Genomic DNA, 22,136 nt, shown 5'->3' on the forward strand with positions numbered 1-22,136 from the left:
TAAATCAGTTCACATCATGTCAAAATTTATTGATATATCCGCATTGCAGGATTTTTCCATCGTTGAGTTTCTGGCCAGGCTTGGTCACCATCCGGTCCGCAAGACGGGACGTGATCATTTTTACCATAGCATGCTCAGGGAAACTGGCCAAAACACGCCTTCGCTCACTGTTTGGGATGAAGCGGGAAAATGGAAAGACTGGGGTGGCGCAAACCAGAGCAATATTTTTGGTGGTGGCATCATCCAACTGGGTATGGCCTATTGGCCGGGGATGCCCTATGTAGAACTTTTAAACAAAATAAGCGAGGTCTGCAACCTTGACCCCTTGCAGATCCCAAATTATCTGCCGCCCGCTAATTACCCGACAGAGTCCAACCAATTTGATTTTAAATACGAAATTGTGAGAACAAGTCCTGCCGGCTCAAATTTTATCCTAAGAAACTATCTGCTGTCAAGGGGCATATTAGATGTAGCAAATGGTTATCTCCATGATATCTATTATCGCCACAAAAATGATCCGGAGGACCACCGCACCTTTTATGCAGTTGGATGGCAAAATAAAAACCAGGGATGGGAGTTCACTACCGCCAATGGGTTTAAGAGCAGCATCGGGGGAAAAGATATTTCATTCATTCAAGGTAGTACGAACCATGTTGCCCTATTCGAGGGCTATATGGATTTTCTGAGCTGGCTGAAAATGCATCAGCCAGCGGTAATGCCCACGATAATCGTACTCAATTCAATTACGCAGTTAGCCAGTGCAATTAAGCTTGTAAAGGATTTTCCTGTTGTCGATGTATATTTCGACAACGATGCCCCTGGCCAAAAATGTAGGAGCGATCTGATTGCGAATGTACCGCATGCTATAGATCGATCTGGCGAATACCAAACTCATAAAGATTATAACGAAAAGCTGATGTACGAAATGCAAAATGGAAGTGTCCAAAAAGTAGAAGCACCCCAAGAGATGGCAAACCATAAAGCAGGCCGTAGCAGGTAAACAGTTATACAATTATTTGTATATACCTATATCAATATATATAGCTAATCAACACTTTGGATAGACAGCTAACCCCTTATATAGATATATAGATGATTGTATAGAGATATATCCCAATGTATGGATATCACCATATGCAGTTATTCCCTTATTCCTATAGCTGTATGTTCAGCTAAATTTAGGCGGTATATTTTATATCGGGATAGATAGCTGTACAAGCATTCGGATATATAACTATCTCTATGAATATCTATTCATATAACTGCATATAATTTATCGACCTATCTGTTTATACAACTGTTCAAGGCGACTTACGCAACTTTACTTCCTTAGAAACCCCTATTATCTTACCAACGGTAATACTGCCATTTTTTGTTTTGTTTTCTGCAAGTTGTGTTTTTGTCCGTACAGCCCGCCTTCGGCTGGGCTGACGTACAAAAACGAACTTGCCTCGCCCTGCTAACCCCGTTGGGAAAAGCATTTCTGAGGGAATAAAAAAGCTCGCAACTCACTTTTTTTCCGGCGAAGCGCTCATACCATCGCCATTGGGCAATCGCCCATTAAATCTTTAACCTTAAACTTTATCCTATGTTATTATGCAATTATTTGATGACCAATGTCATCAGGGCCTCTCCATGCCAATTTTTTCAAGCCCCCTGTTCATTCAAAAGCGCCGCCTATGCTTAGACACGGCAGCTTATTCAGCGGTATCGGCGGTTTTGATATCGCCGCTACTTGGATGGGATGGCAAAATGTTTTCTCCTGTGAAAGGAACCCGTTTTGCCAGACCATATTGCAACATTACTGGCCAAACTCCCACCATTATGACGACATCTTTCAATTCAGTGCAGCTCAGTTTAGGGGAAGCGTTGACATCATCAGCGGAGGATTTCCGTGCCAGCCATTCAGCCAGGCCGGAAAGCGGAAGGGCAAAGCGGATGACCGCTACCTCTTCCCAGAGGCTTGCCGAATTATTACAGAAGCACGGCCCGAGTGGATCGTTCTTGAAAACGTTGCTGGACTGTTCAGCATTCTCGAACCAGACAGTCTATCTGAAATGGAAATCAAAGCGGTTGAGCTTTTTTGTCAGGACGATCATCAGCAGGCGGACAGCACAATCGTCCGACTCCAACGAAGGGTTATCGGAAGCATCATTTCAGAAATCAGTGCCGCAGGATATGTACTACCGCAACTTGAAGACGGCACACCAGTCGTTCTGTGTATTCCGGCTGCTGCCCTCAACGCCCCGCACCAAAGGGACCGGGTCTGGTTTGTTGCCCACGCCAACAGCGACAGAGATGAGCAACAACTCGGCAACACTGTCCGAGGTAATGGAACAGCGGCAGCTCGGCGACCGCAAGAACGACAAGGGCAACGGTGGGCAGGTTTCCCTGACGGATTTTCTGGTCTACTACACGCTTCTGGACCAGTCGAATGCCTACGGTCCGAGACAGAAAAATACGCCAGTCTCCATATTGGAACGCCTGAAAATCCGGTTGCCCAAAGCGGAACAGATTGGCAAAACCAAGTTCCCGGCTGGGAAAAGTGGCCAGCTGAACCCCCGTTTTGTGGCGGAGATGATGGGCTTCCCGCCGAACTGGACGGAATTGCCTTTCCTACTTGGCGTGCAGAAAGCGTAAAAGCTTACGGCAACGCCATAGTCCCACAGGTTGCCCTAGAAATATTCCGTGCCATCCAGTCTGTGAGCCAAGGGACATAAATTCATCTCTTATGGGAAATAGCCATCCAGCAAGAGAAAGGGCTCTCGCGCCTAAGATACGCCGCTTCGAATTAAGGCTGAGTGATCAGGAGATGATGCAATTCCTTGAGCTGGAAAAATCACTGGGCATCAGCCGATCTGATATTGTACGCATCAGAGTATTGAAGAATGCCGTCAATATGCTGACCAATACAAAAGAGCTGATGAAAAAGCTGGATGCCATCGGAGCCGAACTCGGTCGTTCCGGGAATAACATTAACCAGCTTGCCAAGCATGCAAACATACTTCAGAAACAAGGCCTGCTTAACCAGAGCGTGGCCACCGAATTCGCCAGTTTGCTGGGAGGTTATGTTACCGTTCAACAGGAACTCGAAAAGAACATCCGGCAGATCATCCGCCTAATGAAAGGTCAATTATGATAGTCAAAATTCTGCCTCCCTCTGCTACCTTTAAGGGCGTAAATTACAACACGAACAAAATAGAGAAGGATAAAGGCGAGCTGATGAAAGTTGATAATTTTGGCGTATTACAGGCTTTTGAACACCTGAGGCCACAGGACTATATCAATTATCTAGAGGCAAGGTCAAAAACAAGTGCCCGTATCAAATATCCACAATTCCATGCGGTAATCTCCTGCAAGGGAAAATCGCACAGTAAGGAACAGCTTACCGAATTGGCAAGCCAATGGCTTAATGGCATGGGATATGGCAACCAGCCGTACCTACTGGTTTTTCACAAGGACACCGCCAATAACCACATTCACATGGTATCTACGCGCATCGATGAGAACGGCAAAAAGATCAATGACAGCTATGAGAAGATACGCGCCTACCAGATATTGAACCAGGTAATGGGCGTTGTTGAAAAACAGCAGCTCAGCAAAGACATAGAGAATGCCATCGGCTACAATATTTCTACCCGCGCCCAGTTTATGATGCTGTTGGAATGCCAGGGATACTCCCTAAAACTTGACGGTAATCAATACAAGGTTTTCAAATTTGGCAAACTGCAGGGAGAAATTGAGGCAGCCAAAATAGATACCCGGACAGCTCAGTATCAAAAAGACATTGATCGGCTGTTGCAATTGCGGACCATTACCGAAAAGTACATGGTTAGCCATAATACGAGCGCAATTCCCGTAACGCACCTGACGGCCAAAGGCACATCCGCTAAATCTCCAGGCTACTCCTCGGAACTCGTCGACCTACTTGCTTCGAAATTCGGATTGCAGGTACTTCTCCATGGAAAACCGGGAAAGTCACCTTACGGCTATACCCTGATAGACCACGCAAAAAAGTCTGTCTATAAAGGCAGTGAACTGATGCCGATAGCGGAATTTATCGGGCCACAAAAAAGCAGCACCAGCGATCCGGAGCATCCTATTGCCGAAATTGTTGAGCCTGAAACTACGATAAGCCCACTGGTCCGAAGTGAAACTGGCCAACAGGCCTATCCCGATCTTCCTTCCGGAATGGATCTGCCTACAGAAATTTCCGGATCCTCCGAAAGTTCGGTTTTTGCTACATGGCTGCCAGAAATCAATTTGGATATAGCCAATGACATTGACGATGAGGCTATACTTGGCCGCAACCGGCAGCGCAAGCGCAAGGCTAGGACGAACACACGCTAAAAAATCTACTATTATGGTCATACTCATTGGAAACCAAAAAGGCGGTGCTGGAAAAAGCACGCTTACCCTGCTATTCGCTAACTATCTGACCCAGATCAAAAAGCGGAAAGTAACTGTTCTAGACATGGACTACCAACAATCCCTTGCCTCAAAAGCGGAAAAGGCAAAGATCCTGGAAAACGAACCTTTGTACGAAGTAGTGCCCGCCGACCTGAAACATTTTCCTTCCCTTCACAGTGCGCTCAGCAATAGGTCCGGAGAACTTATCTTGATAGACCTGCCCGGCAAAATGGATGATGACGGGCTGTTGCCGCTTTTCGCAGCAGCTGACCTAGTGCTCTGTCCGTTTTCATACGACGAGTTCTCGGTGGATTCAACCGTGCTTTTTGCAATGGTATTGCGGAAGATCAACAACAAGGCTCCATTCATCTTCATTCCCAACCGCATCAAGAACACGGTAAAATATGAGACACGGGCCGAAATAGAAAATGTAATGCAGCGATTCGGGGTGATGGCCCCAGGCCTTGCCGACCGGGTGGATTTTCAGCGCATCAGTACCTTTCAAACTCCATTGATACTTTATCCCGTTGTGCTGCCACTTCTTGACCTGATCTATGGTCAGTACCTTGATTGGGAGGAACAAACATGACAGGCATCAGATCACTGGCCGATGAGCTTAGGGAAACCATTAAAAAAGACGGCAACCCAGGGCAGAATGATCCTGTCAAATCAGCGGCCGGCAAAAAAAATACCGTCGCAAAATCTACTAAAAAACCAGTGGATCCATCGCTCGAAAACCTGTTTAAAAGTATCCTAACCTTTGAACTTACAGGCAGGGAGAAGCTTTTGATACGCCTTGATGACCGCACGATATTCCTGTTGAAGCAGCTTAAAATCGCGAAGTCCATTGATATGAACAAGCTGATCGCCTATTGCCTGCAGGATTTTCTCCATCGACATCCCGAACTTATCCAATACGTTAAAGAAAACATCAAAACCATAGAATTATGAACTGGACACAATTTCTGCTCAGCCTCGCTGCTGTTTACTGCCTGTATTATTTGCTAAATGTACTTTTCGACCTGTTAAGGTCAAGGGGGCAATCTGCCTCCGAGGCAGGCCAGGAAGAGCTTATCTTTTCCGAAGAACACCAGCCCACGCAAATCAATTCCGATGGAACAGCTGCCAGCTTAGCTAAAGACTCTGCTCCTGGAGTTGAAGGCAGGCAGTCTATTTCTTCAGGTCAGCTACAAAGCACTGGCGGGGTCAGCCTAAAACAGCTTTTCTCCCTGGCGCAGTCCGATCTGATCGAATACACCAAAGCCATCCCTTACTAGACGCCAATGAAACTCATGCACCCTCTTTTAAAGACAACTCTGGTTGTCTTTTTTTTGGCCCTGCCATTTTTGGGCTTCGCCCAGACGCCGCCCGGGATCGGTGAATTTTACCAGGTTAGCGGGGAAATGCACCGCTGGTATTTCAGCCTTTCCGATATGGTGCTAGTTCTAGGTGCCATCAGTGGAATTTTGGGTGGCCTTCGGGTCTATGCAAACTGGCAATCAGGGAAACACCACATAGATGCCCAGGTCATGGGCTGGTTTTTTTCCTGCCTGTTCCTTTCGGTCATGGGGGCGGCGCTCAAAGCCCTCTTCGGGGTGCATTAAACAGCCTATCAATTTTTATTCACTTTTTAATTTCTTAATCCATGACAGTAAAAAACAAAAAACTGTTCGCAATCGCTGCACTTTCCATTCTGGCAGCTCAATCTTCATTCGCCCAGGGCGGCGGTTCAACCGGGATCAATGCCGCCACCTCTTCACTGACAAGTTATGTTGACCCCGTGTCTACGTTGATCCTTGCCATCGGTGCGGTGGTCGGACTGATCGGCGGGGTTCGCGTGTACATCAAATGGAATGCGGGAGATCAGGACATCAACAAGGAACTAATGAGTTGGGGCGGTTCCTGCCTTTTTCTGGTGCTCGTATCTGTGGTTATCAAAGCGTTTTTCGGCGTTTAATGACAACTAGGTATTCAATCTATAAGGGGCTTCAAAAGCCCCTTATCTACCGCGGTTTCAAGGGAAAGTTCATTTACTGGGGAATCGGCTCCCTTGCCGGTGGCCTCATTTTGGGTGGCCTGGTCGGGGCACTCACCAGTATGTACCTCGGAGGTTTTTTGACCATTGCCCTGATCTGCTCGGGCCTTGGTTATACCTATTTCCGCCAAAAGGGCGGCCTGCACGCCAAAACCCGCAACTCCGGGATCATTATCCATCCAGTCCATTTAAAGATAAATCATGCAACGAGAAAGAAAAACGGCATTTAGAATGCCTTATGCCGGGATCGATACCTATAACGGGCTGGACATTCTGTACGGTGATAAAGGCGATTTCTCTGTGATCCTGCACATCACCAACCCCGTGCTCCAATATGGTGCCGACCCCGACGCCTATTCAGCCTACCAAAGCCTATTGCTGAACATCATCAAGATTTTGGGAGAAGGGCATATTATCCAAAAGCAGGATGTATTCATCCGCAAAAAATATAAAGGTGCAACTTCAGGAGAATTTCTCCAACAAAAGTACCACGCACATTTTGAAGGTCGGGAATACACCGAAATAAAAACCTACCTGGTCATCACCCGACAGACTGGCCGTGGTACCTTTTACACTTTTGATAAAAAGGTGCTGGCCGACTTCTACCAGAATACGGCGAAGCTTTCAGACCTGCTTGGCAATGCGGGATTTAATCCGCGCTACCTGAACGAGGCCGAGATTAACCGCTATGTAAGCAAGGTGCTAAGCATGGAATTTGCCGCTCCCAATATTGTACTTAACAATATGCGGTGCGGGGACGAACAGCTGAATCTGGGAAATCTGGCTATCCGCTGTCTTAGCCTGGTCAATACCGACTCCATTGACCTTCCTGAAAAGATCGGTCCCTATATCGAAAAGCAGGATAATAAGGGAATGCGGGATTTTCCCGTTGACAACCTTTCCTTTTTGCACCAGGTTCCAGGGTACCGGGTTATCATCTATAACCAGCTGCTGGAAATACCCGCCCAGCAGATGACGCTCAACAAACTGGAACTGAAACGCAAGCGCCATTCTGGTGTTCCCGATCCGGCCAACCTGATCTGCGTGGAAGACATTGACCTGCTGCTGGTCGATGTGGCCCGGGAAAACCAGCTTCTTGTCAACGCGCATTATTCCATGGTAATCTGCGCCGCAGAAGAACAGATCAGAAAGGCAACCAATTTCATAGAGGCGGCACTTTTCCAGCAGGGAATTATTCCATCACGAAATGCCTACAACCAGTTGGAACTGTTCCGCTGTGCCCTGCCGGGCAACGGCGTGGAACTGAAAAAATACGACTGGTTTCTCACCACCGCCGATGCAGCGTTATGTTTCTTCTTTAAGGAATCCCTTTTAACGGACGAACCCTCAGATTTTCTGGTACGGTTTACCGACCGCCAAGGCATACCCGTGGGGATCGATCTCTCGGACCTGCCCATGCGTTCCGGGCGAATTAACGCTCGGAATCGGTTTTGTTTAGGCCCATCGGGATCTGGAAAATCGTTCCTGATAAATTCTCTGGTTGAGCAGTACATGCAGTACAATATGGATGTGGTTATCGTGGACACTGGGCATTCCTACTCTGGCCTATGTGCCTACTATCAGGGAAAGTACATCACCTGGTCGGACGACAGGCCAATCACCATGAACCCCTTTGCCATTGATGAAAGTGAATACAATATTGAGAAAAAGGACTTTTTATGTACACTCATCAGCCTGCTGTGGAAAGGTGCGGAAGGAACGGTGAGCACAGTGGAAAGGGACGTTATCTCCAGCCTGATCTCATCATACTACGGCCAATATTTTAATGCCGATAGGCAAGGGGAAGAGATGTCACAACTGAATTTCAATTCATTTTATGAGTTTGCCCTAAAGAAAATCCCACAGATCAAAAGCGAGGAACAGATACCCTTTGACCTGGACGAATTCCGTTATGTGCTGAAAAAATTTTATTTGGGTGGTGAGTTTGGCAGCATCCTTAATGAACCTGCCGATCAGTCGCTGTTTTCTGAGCGTTTTATTGTCTTTGAAATAGACAACGTGAAGGAAAATAAGATCCTGTTTCCAATCGTTACCCTGATCATCATGGATGTTTTTATCCAAAAGATGCGCCACAGGGCATCCCAACGCAAAGCCCTGATCATCGAGGAAGCATGGAAGGCGATTGCATCACCGTTAATGGCAGGGTACATTCTGTACCTCTATAAAACCGTTCGCAAATTTTGGGGCGAGGCCATCGTAGTGACCCAGGAGCTGGCCGATATCATTGGGAATGCCGTTGTAAAAGACAGCATCCTGAGCAATTCCGATACTATATTTCTGCTTGACCAGAGCAAGTTCAAGGAGAACTATAAGGAGATTGCACAACTATTGTCCATTACCGAAACCGAGCAGAAAAAGATATTTACGATCAATAAGCTTGATAACAAGGAAGGACGCGGACGCTTCAAAGAGGTGTATATACGCCGGGGCACGGTTGGGGAAGTCTACGGCGTAGAAAACTCGATCTATCAGTATCTCACTTACACTACCGAAAAACCAGAAAAGGCCGCCGTAGAAATATATGCAAACACATATGGGGCCTACCAGAAGGGCCTAGAAGCCTTTGTGTCCGACCTTGAAAAAAGCGGGCTATCCCTGGAAGCTTTTGTCCGCAAGGTCAATAGCAACGGCTCGCTCTATAATAGTTCAATAGAATATTTTAAACCCGATTTTAAATGAGAAGAATACTTTTTATAGCTGCGCTTAGCTTTTCCTTAAGCCCAGTTTTTGCCCAGATTTATATTGATCCTACAACAGCTGGTGCCATGGCCGCCCACTCTGGGGTGATCAACGGCCAGCTAAATAGGACAAATGACAACCTTACACTTATACAGCGAGGGCAGCTGGCTGTAACAGGCCAGTTGGTCATTGTCAACGATCTGCAGCAGCAGATCTATCGCGGACTTAGTGAAGTATCCGGAGCAGTGCGTTCGCTGCTTGCCATCCAGGATATTGCAGAGATCAGTATGGATATCGTTGAAGATGTAAACAAGGCCGTTTCACTTGCCCAAAGCAACCCCGCACTGCTTTTGTTTGCAGAGGGTGGCGCACGAGAATTCAAGCGAAGGGGAACTGCGCTTGCCACGGAGGTAAGCTCATTTGTATTGCAGGGAGGCGTAAATAACCTGATGGATTCGGGCGAACGGGCCAAATTGCTCAATAGGATCAGGACGGAGCTGATGATACTACGAGGTGTCGCCTACGGTATGCAGCGCACGATGTTCTGGGCAAAACAGCGCGGCATACTGAACTCCCTGAACCCATATGCAGGCTATATCAATATTGATATGCAGATCGCAGATGACATTATCAGAAACGCTAAATACCTAAAACAATGAGAGCGATAATTTTTATAGGCTGTTTGCTTTTGGTCCTGCACCAAAAGTCATTTGGCCAGCTTAACGTGGAACTGATCCATCAATTGGTTTCAGAGAGCAAAAGCGAACACAGCAGGCAGGATGAGGCAAAGAATAAGCAGGCGATTGCCTCCGCCAATGAAGAGGTCAATAGGGCACAGATGGGCAAGCTGAAGATAAAGTACCGTGAACTGCAACAACGTTTTCATACCGTAGGGCTGGCTATCGATGCGGCGCAAATCGGACTTGAAGCTGTCCCGGTCGTCTCGGAAATCATCCGGCAGCAAAATATAATTTACCAATTGGCAAATGATAATCCTATCCTGATCGCGCTTGCTTTTCAGACAGAAAAAGACCTTGCCGACCGCGCGAGGATGCTGGCAAATTATATAGCTGGCCTAGCGCTGAGCATTGGCGATATCAACCAGATGAAGGCGAGCGACCGCAAAATTCTTTTTTCGCACGCACTTACCGAACTCCGGCTGATAGAGGGCGCGAGCAAAGGACTGGCGGTAGCCATGTTACAGGCAAGTTATAAGCGCTCCAATAATCCATTCGCTGATTTCGTGAACCAGGATAAACAGCTTGTCGATGAAATAATCCGCAACGCAGCCATCCTTAAAAATCCATAATACATGAGGTATACGATATTAATAACCGCCGTTCTCTTGCTTATTACCGGAGAAGCGTTAAGAGCGCAGTCCGTGGTCTTTGATCCCGAACATTTTGCAATTGTAAATGAAAATGGTGCCGTACGCCTGGCGGCCGAAAATACCCATAACAACTATCTGAATACCATTCGCATTCGGCTGGACGATATCAACCTGAATATCAGTTCGGTGGTATTGGTCCAGACCCTCATTCATAATTCCCTTACCCAGGTCAATCAGGCGCTCAAGAGTGGAATCGCTGCTACCCAGATAGTCCAGATAAGTTCCGATATCGTCAGAGAAAGCAACGCAATGATTGCGATTGCAAGCTCTGAGCCTTACCTGCTGCTTTTCGCCGAGGACGTGGCTCGCCAGATGAAATCCCGCGGAATCACCTTGGTCAGTGAAGTATCGGCCTTTGTGCTTAAGGAAGGGAGCAACGTACTGATGGATTATGAGAAGAGGGACGCGCTGTTGCGCAAGATTATTCTGGAGCTGAAAGTTATGAGGGCCCTGTGCTACAGCATGGGCAGGTCTATGTATTGGGCCAAAGTAAACGGCGTACTTAAAACAGCCAATCCCTATCGGAATTTTGTCAACCAAGATGCCCGGATGGCAGATGATATTATCCGCAATTATCAACTTTTAAAACAATAAAATGATGAAGAAATACCTTTTAATCGCATTGCTCAGCCTGCTAACCTTGGCAGTATCCGCCCAGCGTATCATTCGTGACAGGCATATCGTCAATCAGCAGGAACGCATGGTGTTCAAGCAATGGAGCAAGAGCAAGTTTACCCCAACCAGTGGTTTCCTGGGTCTGAACCCAAACTATCTGCTAACCTGGGCATGGCACCCTGATTACCCCAAAAACGACCTGCGCCCTTTGGGGCCTGCCGGGCCGCAGACCCAAAGACTGGCCTTTGCGGCCGCAATGCAGAATACCGAAAATGCCTATAAGCTCCATGCCGATACCCTAAGAAATACAGTAGTTACCGAAGCGGTTAACTATTCTGCCATCTTTTCCAATGCCGATCCCTTATGGATGCTGTATTACAGACACGAATTTGAACCGCTCCTAGACCAGCAGGATGAAGAGCTTTTGTCAAATGTTTCAACAAAGGAAAGAGACTATCTCGTCCGAACCGGGGTCTACGAATGGTACCTCGAAGAATCTGATGGCATCAGGGAACGCCTCGACGGAGCCATGAATACTACGGTGGACCGCGGCTCTAGGATACTGGCCTATCACCGTCTGTTTTTGGAATACCGAAAATTGAATACCGCTTGGGAAGCCAAAAAACAGTATGCCCGGAAATTCCTCTCACTGAGCGAATCGGCCGGCAAGATGAAGTCCAGGGAACAGCCCATTGTCCAAAGCCAAGGCTACCGTACCGATCAACAGATCGCAGATGATATCCTTCGCAAATCAAAACTTTAGATCAACATGATGAACATAATCAATTCACTGACCGGCACCGCCGGTTTTAAGAACGTTCTCTTTGTGCAATCAGGTTCCGGTGAAGTGCCGGATTCCTTTAAAAAGACCTTTAATTTTTTGCAGGGCAACGGTGTGTACGAGGAAGGTATGATGCATTTTCTGAAAGCGATGAAGAATACCATATGGACACATTATGATGCCTTTATTGCCGATGCACAGGCATTATCCGCAATTTTTATGCTCATTTTTTTCGCCGTCAAATCCTATGAAATGATGTCCGGGGATAAAAAAATGGAAATCATGCCCTTGCTCCGACCTTTCGGGCTGGTGATGGTCATTCTCTGGTGGTCCACTTTTACTAGGGTGGTCGCCTATCCGACCGATCTAGTAGCAAACAAAACTGAGCTCATGTTCAACGATAGCCAGACAGAAGTCAATAACCTGCGTATGGAACGTGCCCAGCTTATGGTACAGGTAGCCGATCAACTGCTGACCGTACAGGCGCAGACCGAAACCGCAAAACAGGAAGCTGATACCTGGTATGAAAATGCCTGGGAATCTGTCAAGTCGACGGTCAAGGAAGGCTTTGCCGAGGTATGGAATCCGATCGTGGAACTGCGCAACCGCATGCAGGTCGGCCTTCAGCTACTGGCCAGCTCGATCCTTGAAACACTGGCGCTTTGGATCCTTCGCATCTGCGTATACATCATCTTTATCATACAGATTATTTTTTCTACCATACTGATTATACTCGGGCCGTTTTCCGTTGCGATCAGCATCCTTCCCGCGTTCAGGGACAGCTTCAGTACCTGGGTTGCCCGTTTTATTTCGGTCAACCTATATACCGGCATCGGTTTTTTGGTACTCTATGTTGCCAGTCTTTTCCAGCATTATGCAATGGAAGCAGAGATCAGCCGATATAAAGAACTGGTCGGCACATCTGGTGAAAGCCTAGAAAAGCTGGGCTGGTTCGCAGGTAACGGCCTACTTTCTTTCGGGATCGTAATCGTGACCTTTTTGATCGGCGGGTTGACCATGCTGACCGTTCCAAGCATCAGCACCTGGATAGTATCTACCTCAGGTATCAGTTCCGCCGCATCAACAATGGGGCGCGGTGCTTCCAATATGTCCAGGTTGCTCACCAAAATGATGAAATAATGATTATCAAAAACATAGAGGCCAAAGTGCGCCTCGCCACTTTTCTATCTGCCGGGAGTTTTGTTATGGCCGGGACTATCGTGCTCATCGTTTCCTTTTTTGCCTATCGCCAAGTTTCCGATGCCCGCAAGAGCGTATATGTACTGGACGCGAACAGCGTACCCTTACTGGCAAGGCAGACCAACCTGCAGATGAACCGTGCCGCAGAATACCGCTCGCATGTCAATCTTTTCCACAGCCTGTTCTTTTCGCTGACCCCTGACGACAAGTACATCGAATACCAGATGAAAAAGGCGATGTACCTGGTTGACGAGAGCGGAGCATTACAGTACAATAACCTCAAAGAGAAAGGCTTTTTCAATTCTATCCTTTCTTCCAGCGCGGTGCTGACCCTTCAGACCGATTCCATCTTTATCGATGATGTCCGAAAATATTTCCGCTATTACGGCCGGCAGAAAATAGACCGCCGTAGCTCTACTATCATCCGCTCGCTGGTAACAGAGGGGTATCTGAAAGACCTCGAAATCCGCTCGGACAACAATCCCCATGCAGTGCTCATTACCCGCTGGAAAACATTGGAAAATAAAGACCTCGAAAATGTACAGAAAAACTCATTTTAAGACCCGCCCTGATCTATACAAGGAACTCGGCAAAGAGTTCGGAAGCTATTTTCTTCAGATTGGAGCTTTTTGGAAGCGGATCAGTGCCAGATATCCTGCGCAGATATTTGCGGTCATGGTAACCAGCATCCTGCTTTCGGGCATACTTGCCTTTACCGTTATGAGGGTTAAGGTTACCAAGCCGCTACCGTCTATCAGCGGTTCCGGTTCGGATATGTCACAGGGACTGGGCCAGATCGTCGGCGCTGGGCAGGCACTTAAAAAAGTACTCGACCTGCAAAACCAGATCAATACCGTGCTGCATAAGGACAGCCTTACGGCAAAGGACAGCCTGCTTGTCAAAAACGCAATCGGACAACTGGAAAACATCCATCACGAGCTCAATACAAAATCAAACCATTAATTATGAAAATCAATTTTAAGCAACCTCGGTACATGCTGCCGCTGATCCTGCTGCCTTTTTTGTGCCTGTTCTTTTACGCATGGAAAAGCAGTTTCGGCAAAGAGGCACCCGTACATAAAAAAGGAAATACACTACAGGAAAATGTTGCAGACGTTTCCCAAGATGTAAAGAACAAGGGCCTTGAAGATAAATTGGATGCCTACCGAAAGCAGTATAAAGATGCGGACGGTTATACCGCCGTTGGCGAAATAGGCGAAGAACAGACCGGGAGGCAAAATGTGCCCGATCTCTATAACCTGACGGAAAAGCGCATGCTAGATTCAATCGAAAGGGAAATGAAACGTAAGTACGGCAACGGCATCTCTGAACCTCGCAAGATGCATACTTCATTTACCGACCTCAACCCCAGACCACGGCAGGCAAGGAATTATGATCCGGACCGAGACCTTGCAACCGCACTTTCCAAACTTAAACAGCAACCTCCAGCTCCAATGCAGTCTACAAGTTCAGCGCAGACAGAACCGATGAAGATTTTTCGGGAACAGATGTCGCTGATCGACAGTATGGGCAAGGCGAATGATCCCGAATACAGGTCCGAGCAGGCCAGGGAGAAAGCTATGGCACTTGCAGAAAAAGAGATGAGAAATGCGAAAAAGCTGAGTGTTTCCAAAACCTCGGCATCTGCATCGCTTTTCAATACCATTTCACCAGTTACAGAAGGAAGCTTTATCCGAGCCATTGTAGATCAGAATATCACAGGGTATGCAGGGTCAAGGCTTCGCATCCGCCTACTGGATGATATGAGCGCAGGAAGGTTCCTGATAAAAAAAGGAACTTATCTGTACGCCCAGATCACAGGTTTTACAGGCCAGCGGGTCAACCTGTCGATCAGTTCTGTTTTTCAGGAAAACAATATCCTGCCGGTCAGATTGGATATTTACGACAATGACGGCTTGCCAGGGCTTTATGTGCCTGCATCTGCTTTCAGGGAATTTTCAAAAGCACTTGGAAGCGATGCCAGCCAGGGCTTCACCATTCAGCAACAGGCTGAAAACAACAACCAGCTGGTGATGAGCATGGTCCAAAAGATGTTCCAGTCTACCACCACTGCCGTCAGCAAGTTGGTACGAAGCAACAAGGCAAAACTGAAGTACAATACAGAGGTCTATCTTATCGACCCCGAAGAACTTAAAAATACCCAAAGCAAATATTAACCCACCTCATTATGAAGAAATCTATTGTTTTTTTGATGGCCATCTTTTTGATGGTCCAAGGGCTCTATGCCCAGCAACAGCCAGTTATGAACCGCAAAGACCTGCCCGAAATAGCTATCGGACCAAATATTTCACTGCACTTTATTTCCCCTGAGCCCATTCAGTATGTGGATATATCCACGAATGCCATTGCGGGAGACCTGCCGTTAAAGAATGTGCTGCGGTTAAAGATCGTGCCTGATTCCGCCAAGCACTTTGAGCTACCAGGTAAAATGGCGGGTATCGTTACGATCGTTGGGGAAAGCTTTATCGCACAGTACAACCTGCTCTACATCGACAGCCCTGCGCCCACAGTTCCCGCGCAGATCAATATCCTGCCGGAACATACCCGCCCGCTGGAAGTGCCGGGAATAAACCTGACCTCCAAAGAAATGCAGGATTTTGCCGTAAAGATCCTAACTGAGCCAACAGGGGTCAGCCTTCGTAAATCCAAGGCATATGGACTACAGTCCAGACTAAATCATATCTATGCAGTTGGAGACCACATTTTTTTGGACATCAGCTATTTCAATAAGAGCAACCTGTCTTATCAGATCGATGAACAGCGCTTTAAGATAGAGGATAAAAAAATCACCAAAGCGACCAATGTCCAGTCCGTTGAAATCAGTCCGGTCTGGCAGCTGTATACGAATACATCGTTTAAAAAACGGTACAGGAACGTATATGTGCTGAAAAAGGCAACCTTTCCAGGCAACAAGATTCTGAATATCGAACTGACCGAAAAACAGATTTCAGGCAGGGTGCTCACCCTTCAGATCAGATACAGCGATATACTGAAAGCAGACAGTCTATAAATTTCCAGGGAGGCAAGCCAGTGGCTTTTTCCGCCCATCAAATGCAAACTACTTATGGAAGAAACCAAAGAACAGCAGAGCCTACACCGCTTCCTGCAGTTTGGCATCTATTTGTCTGTACTGATCGAAATCTTCCTGTTTTTTTATGCCGATAGATTACTTGCTCAGGATCATGTGGACAAATACAGCCTGCGCTTTTTCGCTGTCAGGCTCGCCAAGATACCATTCTATCATCAGCTACTTTACAGCAAGCTATTTACCCTGCTGCTGATCTGCCTGGTTTCAGTAGGAACGCTCAGCAGAAAAAATAAGGACCTCAACCCCAAAAACCATATCGTTTATCCACTATCCGCGGGACTTCTCATCTTCTTCTCGGGGATATGGTTCCAGGGAAGGCAACCGCCCGCCATTTGGATTGGCGCCGGTTGGTCCGATCTTGCCTATATCGCAAGCGCGATAGCCGGAACCCTGCTGATCCATGTTGCCATGGATAATGTTTCCAAGATCATCAGCTCAAAACTGGGCAAGGATAAGTGGAACATAGAGGGCGAATCATTTATGCAGCCTGTAAAGCCAATAGACACGCCCTACTCGGTGAACATACCAATGCTGTTCTATTATAAAAAGAAAGTGCGAAAAGGGTTCATACCCTTGGCAAATCTCTTCAGGAGCCTGCTTTTGGTTTCGGTGCCAGGAGGAGGGAAAACTTTTTCGGTGATCATACCCATCATCAAGCAGTTCATTGCCAAATCTTTCACCTTATGTGTATACGATATCAAATACCCGGATCTTGCAAAGGTTGCCTATCATCATTATCTTCTGGCCAAACAGAATGGCAGATGCCTCGATTATAAATTTCACGTCATCAACCTTAATGAGCCCGAGAAAAGCCGGCGGTTAAACCCCTGGAAAAGGCAGTACCTAAAGACGCTTGCCGATGCATCTGAAACTGCCGAAGCTTTGGTCGAAGCCATGAAGAAGGGCGACCGCTCAGGTGGCAGCGACCAGTTTTTTACCCAATCGGCCATTAATTTTCTGGCTGCCTGCATCTATTTTTTTAGCAGGTACGAGGATGGGCGGTATTCGAGCCTGCCACATGTACTTTCTTTTTTGAACCTAAAATACGATGAGATTTTCAGCACGCTTTTTTCAGAAACTGAACTGGTATCGCTATTGTCCCCATTCAGGAGTGCTTACGATGCCAAAGCTTTCGACCAGCTCGAAGGACAGGTTGGAACCCTTAAAATCTTTATCAGTCGCCTCGCTACAAAGGAAACTTTTTGGGTATTTAGCGGAGATGATTTTGAGCTAAAGATCAGCGATCCCAAAAACCCATCGATCCTTGTTCTTGCCAACGATCCATCGACGCAGAGCATCAACTCGGCGTGCTATTCGGTTGTGCTGAACAGGGTGACCAAGCTTGTAAATACAAAGGGCAACCTTCCCGTCGGACTGGTGATTGATGAGGCACCAAGCCTTTATATCTATCGCATCGAACAGGTTTTGAGCCAAGCCAGGAGCAATTTGGTGGCATCTGTGCTGGGCATCCAGAGCCTTCAGCAATTCCAGCAGCAGTATGGCAAGGAAACAGCCGCTACAATCACTTCTGTTGTCGGGAATGTTCTCTCTGGCTCGGTGCAGAATAAGGATACGCTTGAATGGCTGGAAAGACTTTTCGGCAAGGTAAAACAGGAAGGCGAAAGTTTGAGCATTGACCGTAGCAAGGTATCAGTTTCCCTGAGCGAAAAGCTCGAACCATTAATTCCCGCAGGCAAGATAGCAACGCTGCGGGCTGGGGAAATGGTAGGACTGATCGCTTCGGATGCCGTAGAAACCTATACCGGGAAATACCAGCCATCAGCGGTTAACTGCCGCATCAATCTAGATGTGCAGGCCATCAAAAAAGAAGAGAAGGGATATCGCGACCTACCGGTCTATTATGATTTCAGCGGAAGGAAAGACGAAGTCCTTCGGCAGAATTTTCACCGTATCAACCGGGAGGTCCAGGAGCTTGTAAGCCTCTTCAGGCCCTCTCCGCCAACTGCCACCATACCACAGCCTAAAGGAATGATGAAACAGACCTTTAAAAAGTAAATGCAGCCAACCTTGAGAGACAATTTTTTCACTTAACCTCTAATATTATGGACGATTTAACAGGGAACCTGGTCATGGTACACCCTAAATTAGAAAACGATCCCGTAAACCGTCAGGCGCAGGTCGGGATCATCACCAGCGCAGACCTCGCCAAAGATGAGGTGTACGTCGGTTTTGGCAACAGCCCGCTTGGCCTTTATTCAACAAACGCCTTACTGGTGCTTAAACCCCACAATGATCTCTATCAGGATATATTGACCAATATCAAAAATATGGATACACCAGACTTTAAAACACTGATGGAAATTACCATTCTTCAGGAAAAAGGCTCGGTAAACTCCCTTCGCGATGCCATCGAACTGGCGGCGACCAATGAAAGGACACTGGCCTACAGTACGGTTTCACTTCAGGATAAGCTTGGTCTTGTCAGGGAAGAAAGTCACCAACAACAGATCACCGCCGGCGTTGGCCGATAAGCACCGACCATTGAAAAACTATTTTATGGGGTCTCTGATTTTACTGGCGCAATTTTTTTTGGATGCCCATGCACAGCAATCCGCAAATGTCAGTCTCCCACTGATGCAATTACGTGTCAATTCCCCGTTTGGTATGCGTATTCATCCTGTCACGGGGCAGGTCGACCTACACAAGGGAGTTGATCTGGCCGCCCGCTGCGAGCCAGTTCTCAGCATTATGGACGGCGCAGTAAGCGAAATAGGATTTAACCGCTTTCTGGGAAGTTATATCCGAATTGCACATGGCGAATTCCAAAGCATATATGGGCACCTTTCACAAATTCTGGTCAACCCAAATGAACACGTAAAAGCCGGTCAGCTCATCGGGATAACCGGCTCAACCGGCAGGGTAACCGGGGAGCACCTGCATTTCAGCATCCGTTTCGGGAATAGATACCTCAATCCGCTTCAATTTTTAGGGTCGCTGTTATTGCCCGAACAGCTCCCCCCAAACATCAAATAATTTTATGAAAAAACATTCAAGATCACTGGAAGATAAGTTAGATACACTTGCAGCTGGCCAGGCCATCGGTCTCACCGCCGCTGAAGCCGCCATTTACGGAGTGGATTATGCAGATGAACTGCCCGAAGATGATGACAACGAACAGGAGGTTGAAGATGAGCAGTGATAAAGCAAAGGCGCTACACGTCCAGGTTGCGGAAAAACTTATTGAACAACTCCAAGCAGGAACCGCTCCTTGGCAAAAGCCATGGACCAGCGACAATGTGCCTGCTTTTGAGCTGCCCTACAATGCCATTACCGGAAACCGATATAAGGGCATCAATACCTTTTCCTTAATACTTGCCGCCTATGAGGACCCACGCTGGATGACTTTTAACCAGGCATCGGCGAACGATTGGAACGTCAAAAAAGGAGAAAAAGCTTCGCTGATCCAATTCGTGAAAACTACCGACTTGGTGGTCAAAAGAGATGAAAGCGGAAAACCTGTGCTAAACGGTGAAGGACAGCCCGTCAAGATTTCGGTAAAACTTGACCGTCCTATCATTACAAGTGCATGGGTATTCAATGCCGCACAGGTAAACGGGATACCTGCCCTGCAAAAGCAGGAAATCGGCAAACTTGGCTGGGATCCGGTTGAGCGGGCCGAAAAACTGATAACCTCGTCGGGTGCAAATATCATCCATAAGCCGGGTGATAATGCCTATTACAGTCCTGTTCGTGACAAGATCACCATGCCCATTAAGGAGCAGTTCGATGCTCCGGATAAATACTACGCGACATTGCTGCATGAATTGGGACACTGGACCGGACATAGCGAACGGCTTGACCGCAGTATGATGAACAAATTCGGCAGCGAGGCCTACGCCCGCGAAGAATTACGGGCGGAAATTGCCTCCCTATTGATTGGACAGGAATTAAGGATTGGCCACGATCCCGGCCAGCATACCGCATACGTAGACAGTTGGATCAAGATCTTGCGAGATACGCCATTTGAAATCCATGCCGCGGCGGCCGATGCGGAAAAGATATTTAACTATCTCACCGCACTGGAACAAAAAAGGGAAATCACCGCAACAGTGCAACACGTTGCCGCAGAACATCTTCCCAAGAATAGAGCAGGTTCCAAATATCTGATTGCTGGGGATGAGATCGCTTATAACGACACCACCTACAAGGTCAAGGGCCATTTAAAACAGGGACGTCTTCAGATGGAAGACCAAGGCTCCGGAAAAAACTTTATCCTTTCCAAAAACGATGCGTTGTACGGCTCCCTGCTAGATGCCAAACAAAACCATGCAAGACAGGCCACCACCACGGCTGAAAAAGAAATATCGGTAACCAAGAATACTGAATCGGCCGCCGCCTACGGAGTGCGACGCTAAACCATTAAGAATTACAATCAGTTAAATTATGGAAACATTGATCAAGGAAAACGAGTTGCCGCTTAAAGAACTCGAAAAGCTCGGACTTTACCAGGACGGACAAATGAACCTGAGTAGTGAAGACCTCGACGCATTGCTTGCTGGAAGAAGAACAGATATGCGCAGTTTGGTCCATTTAAAGATGGACGGATTTGCAATCCGTCAACTAGATGCCAAACTATCGCTCAATAGAAATGAAGATGGTAGCATCGCGGTGAACCTGCATCCGATCTATAAAGAGGTTAAGCCACATCCCTTGCTAAGCGATGCAGAAACTAAAGTGCTATTGGATGGCAAACTACAGTCCGTGCAGAAAACCTATGAGCAGGCCGATAAAAAACTTTCGCAACTTATCATAGAGTACGACCAGCAGACCAGGGAATTTGTCGGTTATGATCCAGACCAGGTTGAGGTACCTGTTAAGGTCAACGGGGAAAACCTGTCAGAAAAGCAAAAAAAGGTATTCCAAAGTGGAGGTCTTGTCGAACTGGAAGACGGCACACGTATACAGCATAGTGCAACAGACAGTAAGGGAATCAGGTCGGACCGAAAGGCATTGATATTATCGGTACTATTGGACGGCGGAATTTCCTATCTGCTGCTCCGCGGCATCCGCAACCTAGCAGGAAACAATGATGAACAGAAAGAAGGATATACCAAAGGCTACAACCAGGCACTTGCGGACAGCATGGTAGGCAAGCCTAAAAGAGAAGTTGAAATGACAGTGGGAGAGCATATTGATCACTCCCGATCATCCCAACATAGCCGAGGTTATGGGCGCACTGCCTCTCGTTGATGTTTCCTTTGTGCGATATTTTTCCGGCCGGACTTAATCCCGCCGTGCAGGTCTTTTTCTTAAACTGGGTAACTGTAAAAAACGGTGTTCTGCTGTTTTTTTATCAAGACAAGCGCGTGAACCTAGCAACCGAATATTGGGCGCCACCAAGACACCTGGTTCCCGTATCATCTGGCATCTGGCTAGTATACGAAGGATTTGCAGCACAAGTGAGGTATTTGTTTATAGGCGGGTCCGCTGCCGACATCCTTTGTTTCTGCCAGTTCAATCCTGACTGGCTAAAGGGTGATTGTACTGTAGCCTTTGCTGCATTGGGACTATTGCCAAACGCCGCCCAGATAGTTTTTTTAAAAGAACGATTCCACAATGCCAAAATACATACTCTCTTTGAAAATGGAATTACGGGCAGGGTGACCGATTGTAAAATTGCTCTATGGCAAAAAGGTAAAGATGCCAGTTTCATGGTAATTAACGACCAGGTCCAGATCACCTACAAAAACCGTCGATACAAAATTCCCGTAGCGGTCTTTTCACTTAATAGATTTGAAACTGCCATAGGTATCCGCAGTAAAATCCGTACCCATAAACCGAAAGGCTGCCCAGGTTCTTATCACGAGTTTTTCGTGAGCAACCAAAATAGAAGATAACAGCAAATGTCCCCTGGTTCCTACGGACCAGGGTGCTT

The 22,136-nt window shown here is 47.2% G+C and carries 27 protein-coding genes; all 27 read left to right on the forward strand.

Annotation, left to right across the window (positions count from 1 at the left end; translation table 11 throughout):
• Positions 1-16: 16 nt before the first annotated feature.
• The 27 genes from R2Q59_RS17545 to R2Q59_RS17675 all read left to right on the forward strand — a co-directional run bounded on the left by R2Q59_RS17545 (position 17) and on the right by R2Q59_RS17675 (position 22,098).
• Complete coding sequence (locus R2Q59_RS17545) at positions 17-1,000, forward strand: toprim domain-containing protein (RefSeq protein ID WP_316786578.1); 984 nt, start codon at positions 17-19, stop codon at positions 998-1,000.
• A gap of 739 nt (positions 1,001-1,739) precedes the next feature.
• The gene (locus R2Q59_RS17550; RefSeq protein ID WP_410478931.1) at positions 1,740-2,720 is read left to right on the forward strand and encodes a DNA cytosine methyltransferase; all 981 of its coding nucleotides are present in this window, start codon (positions 1,740-1,742) and stop codon (positions 2,718-2,720) included.
• 11 nt (positions 2,721-2,731) lie between these two features.
• Positions 2,732-3,139: a plasmid mobilization relaxosome protein MobC gene (locus tag R2Q59_RS17555; protein ID WP_316786581.1), complete on the forward strand. Its 408-nt coding sequence runs from the start codon at positions 2,732-2,734 to the stop codon at positions 3,137-3,139.
• On the forward strand, positions 3,136-4,350 hold the full coding sequence (locus tag R2Q59_RS17560; RefSeq protein WP_316786583.1) for a relaxase/mobilization nuclease domain-containing protein: 1,215 nt from the start codon (positions 3,136-3,138) through the stop codon (positions 4,348-4,350). Before R2Q59_RS17555 ends, R2Q59_RS17560 begins: the two co-directional genes overlap by 4 nt.
• A 13-nt stretch (positions 4,351-4,363) precedes the next feature.
• Positions 4,364-4,999 carry a ParA family protein gene (locus R2Q59_RS17565; protein WP_316786585.1) on the forward strand — a complete coding sequence of 212 codons (636 nt, stop codon included), beginning with the start codon at positions 4,364-4,366 and terminating at the stop codon, positions 4,997-4,999.
• The gene (locus R2Q59_RS17570) at positions 4,996-5,361 is read left to right on the forward strand and encodes a hypothetical protein (protein WP_316786587.1); all 366 of its coding nucleotides are present in this window, start codon (positions 4,996-4,998) and stop codon (positions 5,359-5,361) included. Before R2Q59_RS17565 ends, R2Q59_RS17570 begins: the two co-directional genes overlap by 4 nt.
• Positions 5,358-5,687 carry a hypothetical protein gene (locus tag R2Q59_RS17575; protein WP_316786589.1) on the forward strand — a complete coding sequence of 110 codons (330 nt, stop codon included), beginning with the start codon at positions 5,358-5,360 and terminating at the stop codon, positions 5,685-5,687. The genes R2Q59_RS17570 and R2Q59_RS17575 overlap by 4 nt, the downstream gene beginning before the upstream one ends.
• A 6-nt stretch (positions 5,688-5,693) precedes the next feature.
• On the forward strand, positions 5,694-6,014 hold the full coding sequence (locus R2Q59_RS17580) for a DUF4134 family protein (protein WP_316786591.1): 321 nt from the start codon (positions 5,694-5,696) through the stop codon (positions 6,012-6,014).
• A gap of 41 nt (positions 6,015-6,055) precedes the next feature.
• Complete coding sequence (locus R2Q59_RS17585) at positions 6,056-6,367, forward strand: DUF4134 domain-containing protein (protein ID WP_316786593.1); 312 nt, start codon at positions 6,056-6,058, stop codon at positions 6,365-6,367.
• Entirely contained in the window at positions 6,367-6,675 is a 309-nt protein-coding gene (locus R2Q59_RS17590) for a DUF4133 domain-containing protein (protein WP_316786595.1), read from the forward strand. The genes R2Q59_RS17585 and R2Q59_RS17590 overlap by 1 nt, the downstream gene beginning before the upstream one ends.
• The gene (locus R2Q59_RS17595) at positions 6,647-9,145 is read left to right on the forward strand and encodes a TraG family conjugative transposon ATPase (protein WP_316786597.1); all 2,499 of its coding nucleotides are present in this window, start codon (positions 6,647-6,649) and stop codon (positions 9,143-9,145) included. Before R2Q59_RS17590 ends, R2Q59_RS17595 begins: the two co-directional genes overlap by 29 nt.
• The gene (locus tag R2Q59_RS17600) at positions 9,142-9,804 is read left to right on the forward strand and encodes a hypothetical protein (RefSeq protein ID WP_316786599.1); all 663 of its coding nucleotides are present in this window, start codon (positions 9,142-9,144) and stop codon (positions 9,802-9,804) included. Before R2Q59_RS17595 ends, R2Q59_RS17600 begins: the two co-directional genes overlap by 4 nt.
• Positions 9,801-10,454, forward strand: a complete 654-nt coding sequence (locus R2Q59_RS17605; protein WP_316786600.1) for a hypothetical protein — start codon at positions 9,801-9,803, stop codon at positions 10,452-10,454. Before R2Q59_RS17600 ends, R2Q59_RS17605 begins: the two co-directional genes overlap by 4 nt.
• Positions 10,455-10,457: 3 nt before the next feature.
• A complete protein-coding gene (locus R2Q59_RS17610; RefSeq protein WP_316786604.1) occupies positions 10,458-11,129 on the forward strand; it encodes a hypothetical protein in 672 nt (223 codons plus the stop codon).
• Position 11,130: 1 nt separating this feature from the next.
• Positions 11,131-11,913, forward strand: a complete 783-nt coding sequence (locus R2Q59_RS17615) for a hypothetical protein (RefSeq protein WP_316786605.1) — start codon at positions 11,131-11,133, stop codon at positions 11,911-11,913.
• A 6-nt stretch (positions 11,914-11,919) separates the two neighbouring features.
• On the forward strand, positions 11,920-13,071 hold the full coding sequence (locus R2Q59_RS17620; protein ID WP_316786607.1) for a plasmid transfer protein: 1,152 nt from the start codon (positions 11,920-11,922) through the stop codon (positions 13,069-13,071).
• Complete coding sequence (traK, locus tag R2Q59_RS17625) at positions 13,071-13,691, forward strand: conjugative transposon protein TraK (protein WP_316786608.1); 621 nt, start codon at positions 13,071-13,073, stop codon at positions 13,689-13,691. The genes R2Q59_RS17620 and traK overlap by 1 nt, the downstream gene beginning before the upstream one ends.
• Complete coding sequence (locus R2Q59_RS17630) at positions 13,669-14,094, forward strand: hypothetical protein (RefSeq protein ID WP_316786610.1); 426 nt, start codon at positions 13,669-13,671, stop codon at positions 14,092-14,094. Before traK ends, R2Q59_RS17630 begins: the two co-directional genes overlap by 23 nt.
• Before the next feature lie 2 nt (positions 14,095-14,096).
• Positions 14,097-15,308 (forward strand): conjugative transposon protein TraM, encoded by a 1,212-nt coding sequence (gene traM / locus R2Q59_RS17635; protein ID WP_316786612.1) that lies wholly within the window; start codon positions 14,097-14,099, stop codon positions 15,306-15,308.
• 11 nt (positions 15,309-15,319) lie between these two features.
• Complete coding sequence (gene traN / locus R2Q59_RS17640) at positions 15,320-16,162, forward strand: conjugative transposon protein TraN (RefSeq protein ID WP_316786613.1); 843 nt, start codon at positions 15,320-15,322, stop codon at positions 16,160-16,162.
• Positions 16,163-16,216: 54 nt separating this feature from the next.
• Positions 16,217-18,256, forward strand: a complete 2,040-nt coding sequence (locus R2Q59_RS17645) for a TraM recognition domain-containing protein (protein WP_316786615.1) — start codon at positions 16,217-16,219, stop codon at positions 18,254-18,256.
• Between the two features lie 47 nt (positions 18,257-18,303).
• Positions 18,304-18,732: a hypothetical protein gene (locus R2Q59_RS17650; protein ID WP_316786617.1), complete on the forward strand. Its 429-nt coding sequence runs from the start codon at positions 18,304-18,306 to the stop codon at positions 18,730-18,732.
• Positions 18,733-18,742: 10 nt separating this feature from the next.
• Positions 18,743-19,234: a M23 family metallopeptidase gene (locus tag R2Q59_RS17655; RefSeq protein ID WP_316786619.1), complete on the forward strand. Its 492-nt coding sequence runs from the start codon at positions 18,743-18,745 to the stop codon at positions 19,232-19,234.
• A gap of 4 nt (positions 19,235-19,238) precedes the next feature.
• The gene (locus R2Q59_RS17660) at positions 19,239-19,400 is read left to right on the forward strand and encodes a hypothetical protein (protein ID WP_316786621.1); all 162 of its coding nucleotides are present in this window, start codon (positions 19,239-19,241) and stop codon (positions 19,398-19,400) included.
• Positions 19,390-20,616 (forward strand): ArdC family protein, encoded by a 1,227-nt coding sequence (locus R2Q59_RS17665; RefSeq protein WP_316786622.1) that lies wholly within the window; start codon positions 19,390-19,392, stop codon positions 20,614-20,616. The genes R2Q59_RS17660 and R2Q59_RS17665 overlap by 11 nt, the downstream gene beginning before the upstream one ends.
• A 28-nt stretch (positions 20,617-20,644) precedes the next feature.
• Complete coding sequence (locus tag R2Q59_RS17670) at positions 20,645-21,451, forward strand: DUF4099 domain-containing protein (protein WP_316786624.1); 807 nt, start codon at positions 20,645-20,647, stop codon at positions 21,449-21,451.
• A gap of 8 nt (positions 21,452-21,459) precedes the next feature.
• Positions 21,460-22,098 carry a hypothetical protein gene (locus tag R2Q59_RS17675; RefSeq protein ID WP_316786626.1) on the forward strand — a complete coding sequence of 213 codons (639 nt, stop codon included), beginning with the start codon at positions 21,460-21,462 and terminating at the stop codon, positions 22,096-22,098.
• Positions 22,099-22,136: the final 38 nt, after the last annotated feature.

The sequence above is a fragment of the Pedobacter frigiditerrae genome (genome assembly GCF_032678705.1).
Taxonomy (GTDB): domain Bacteria; phylum Bacteroidota; class Bacteroidia; order Sphingobacteriales; family Sphingobacteriaceae; genus Pedobacter; species Pedobacter frigiditerrae_A.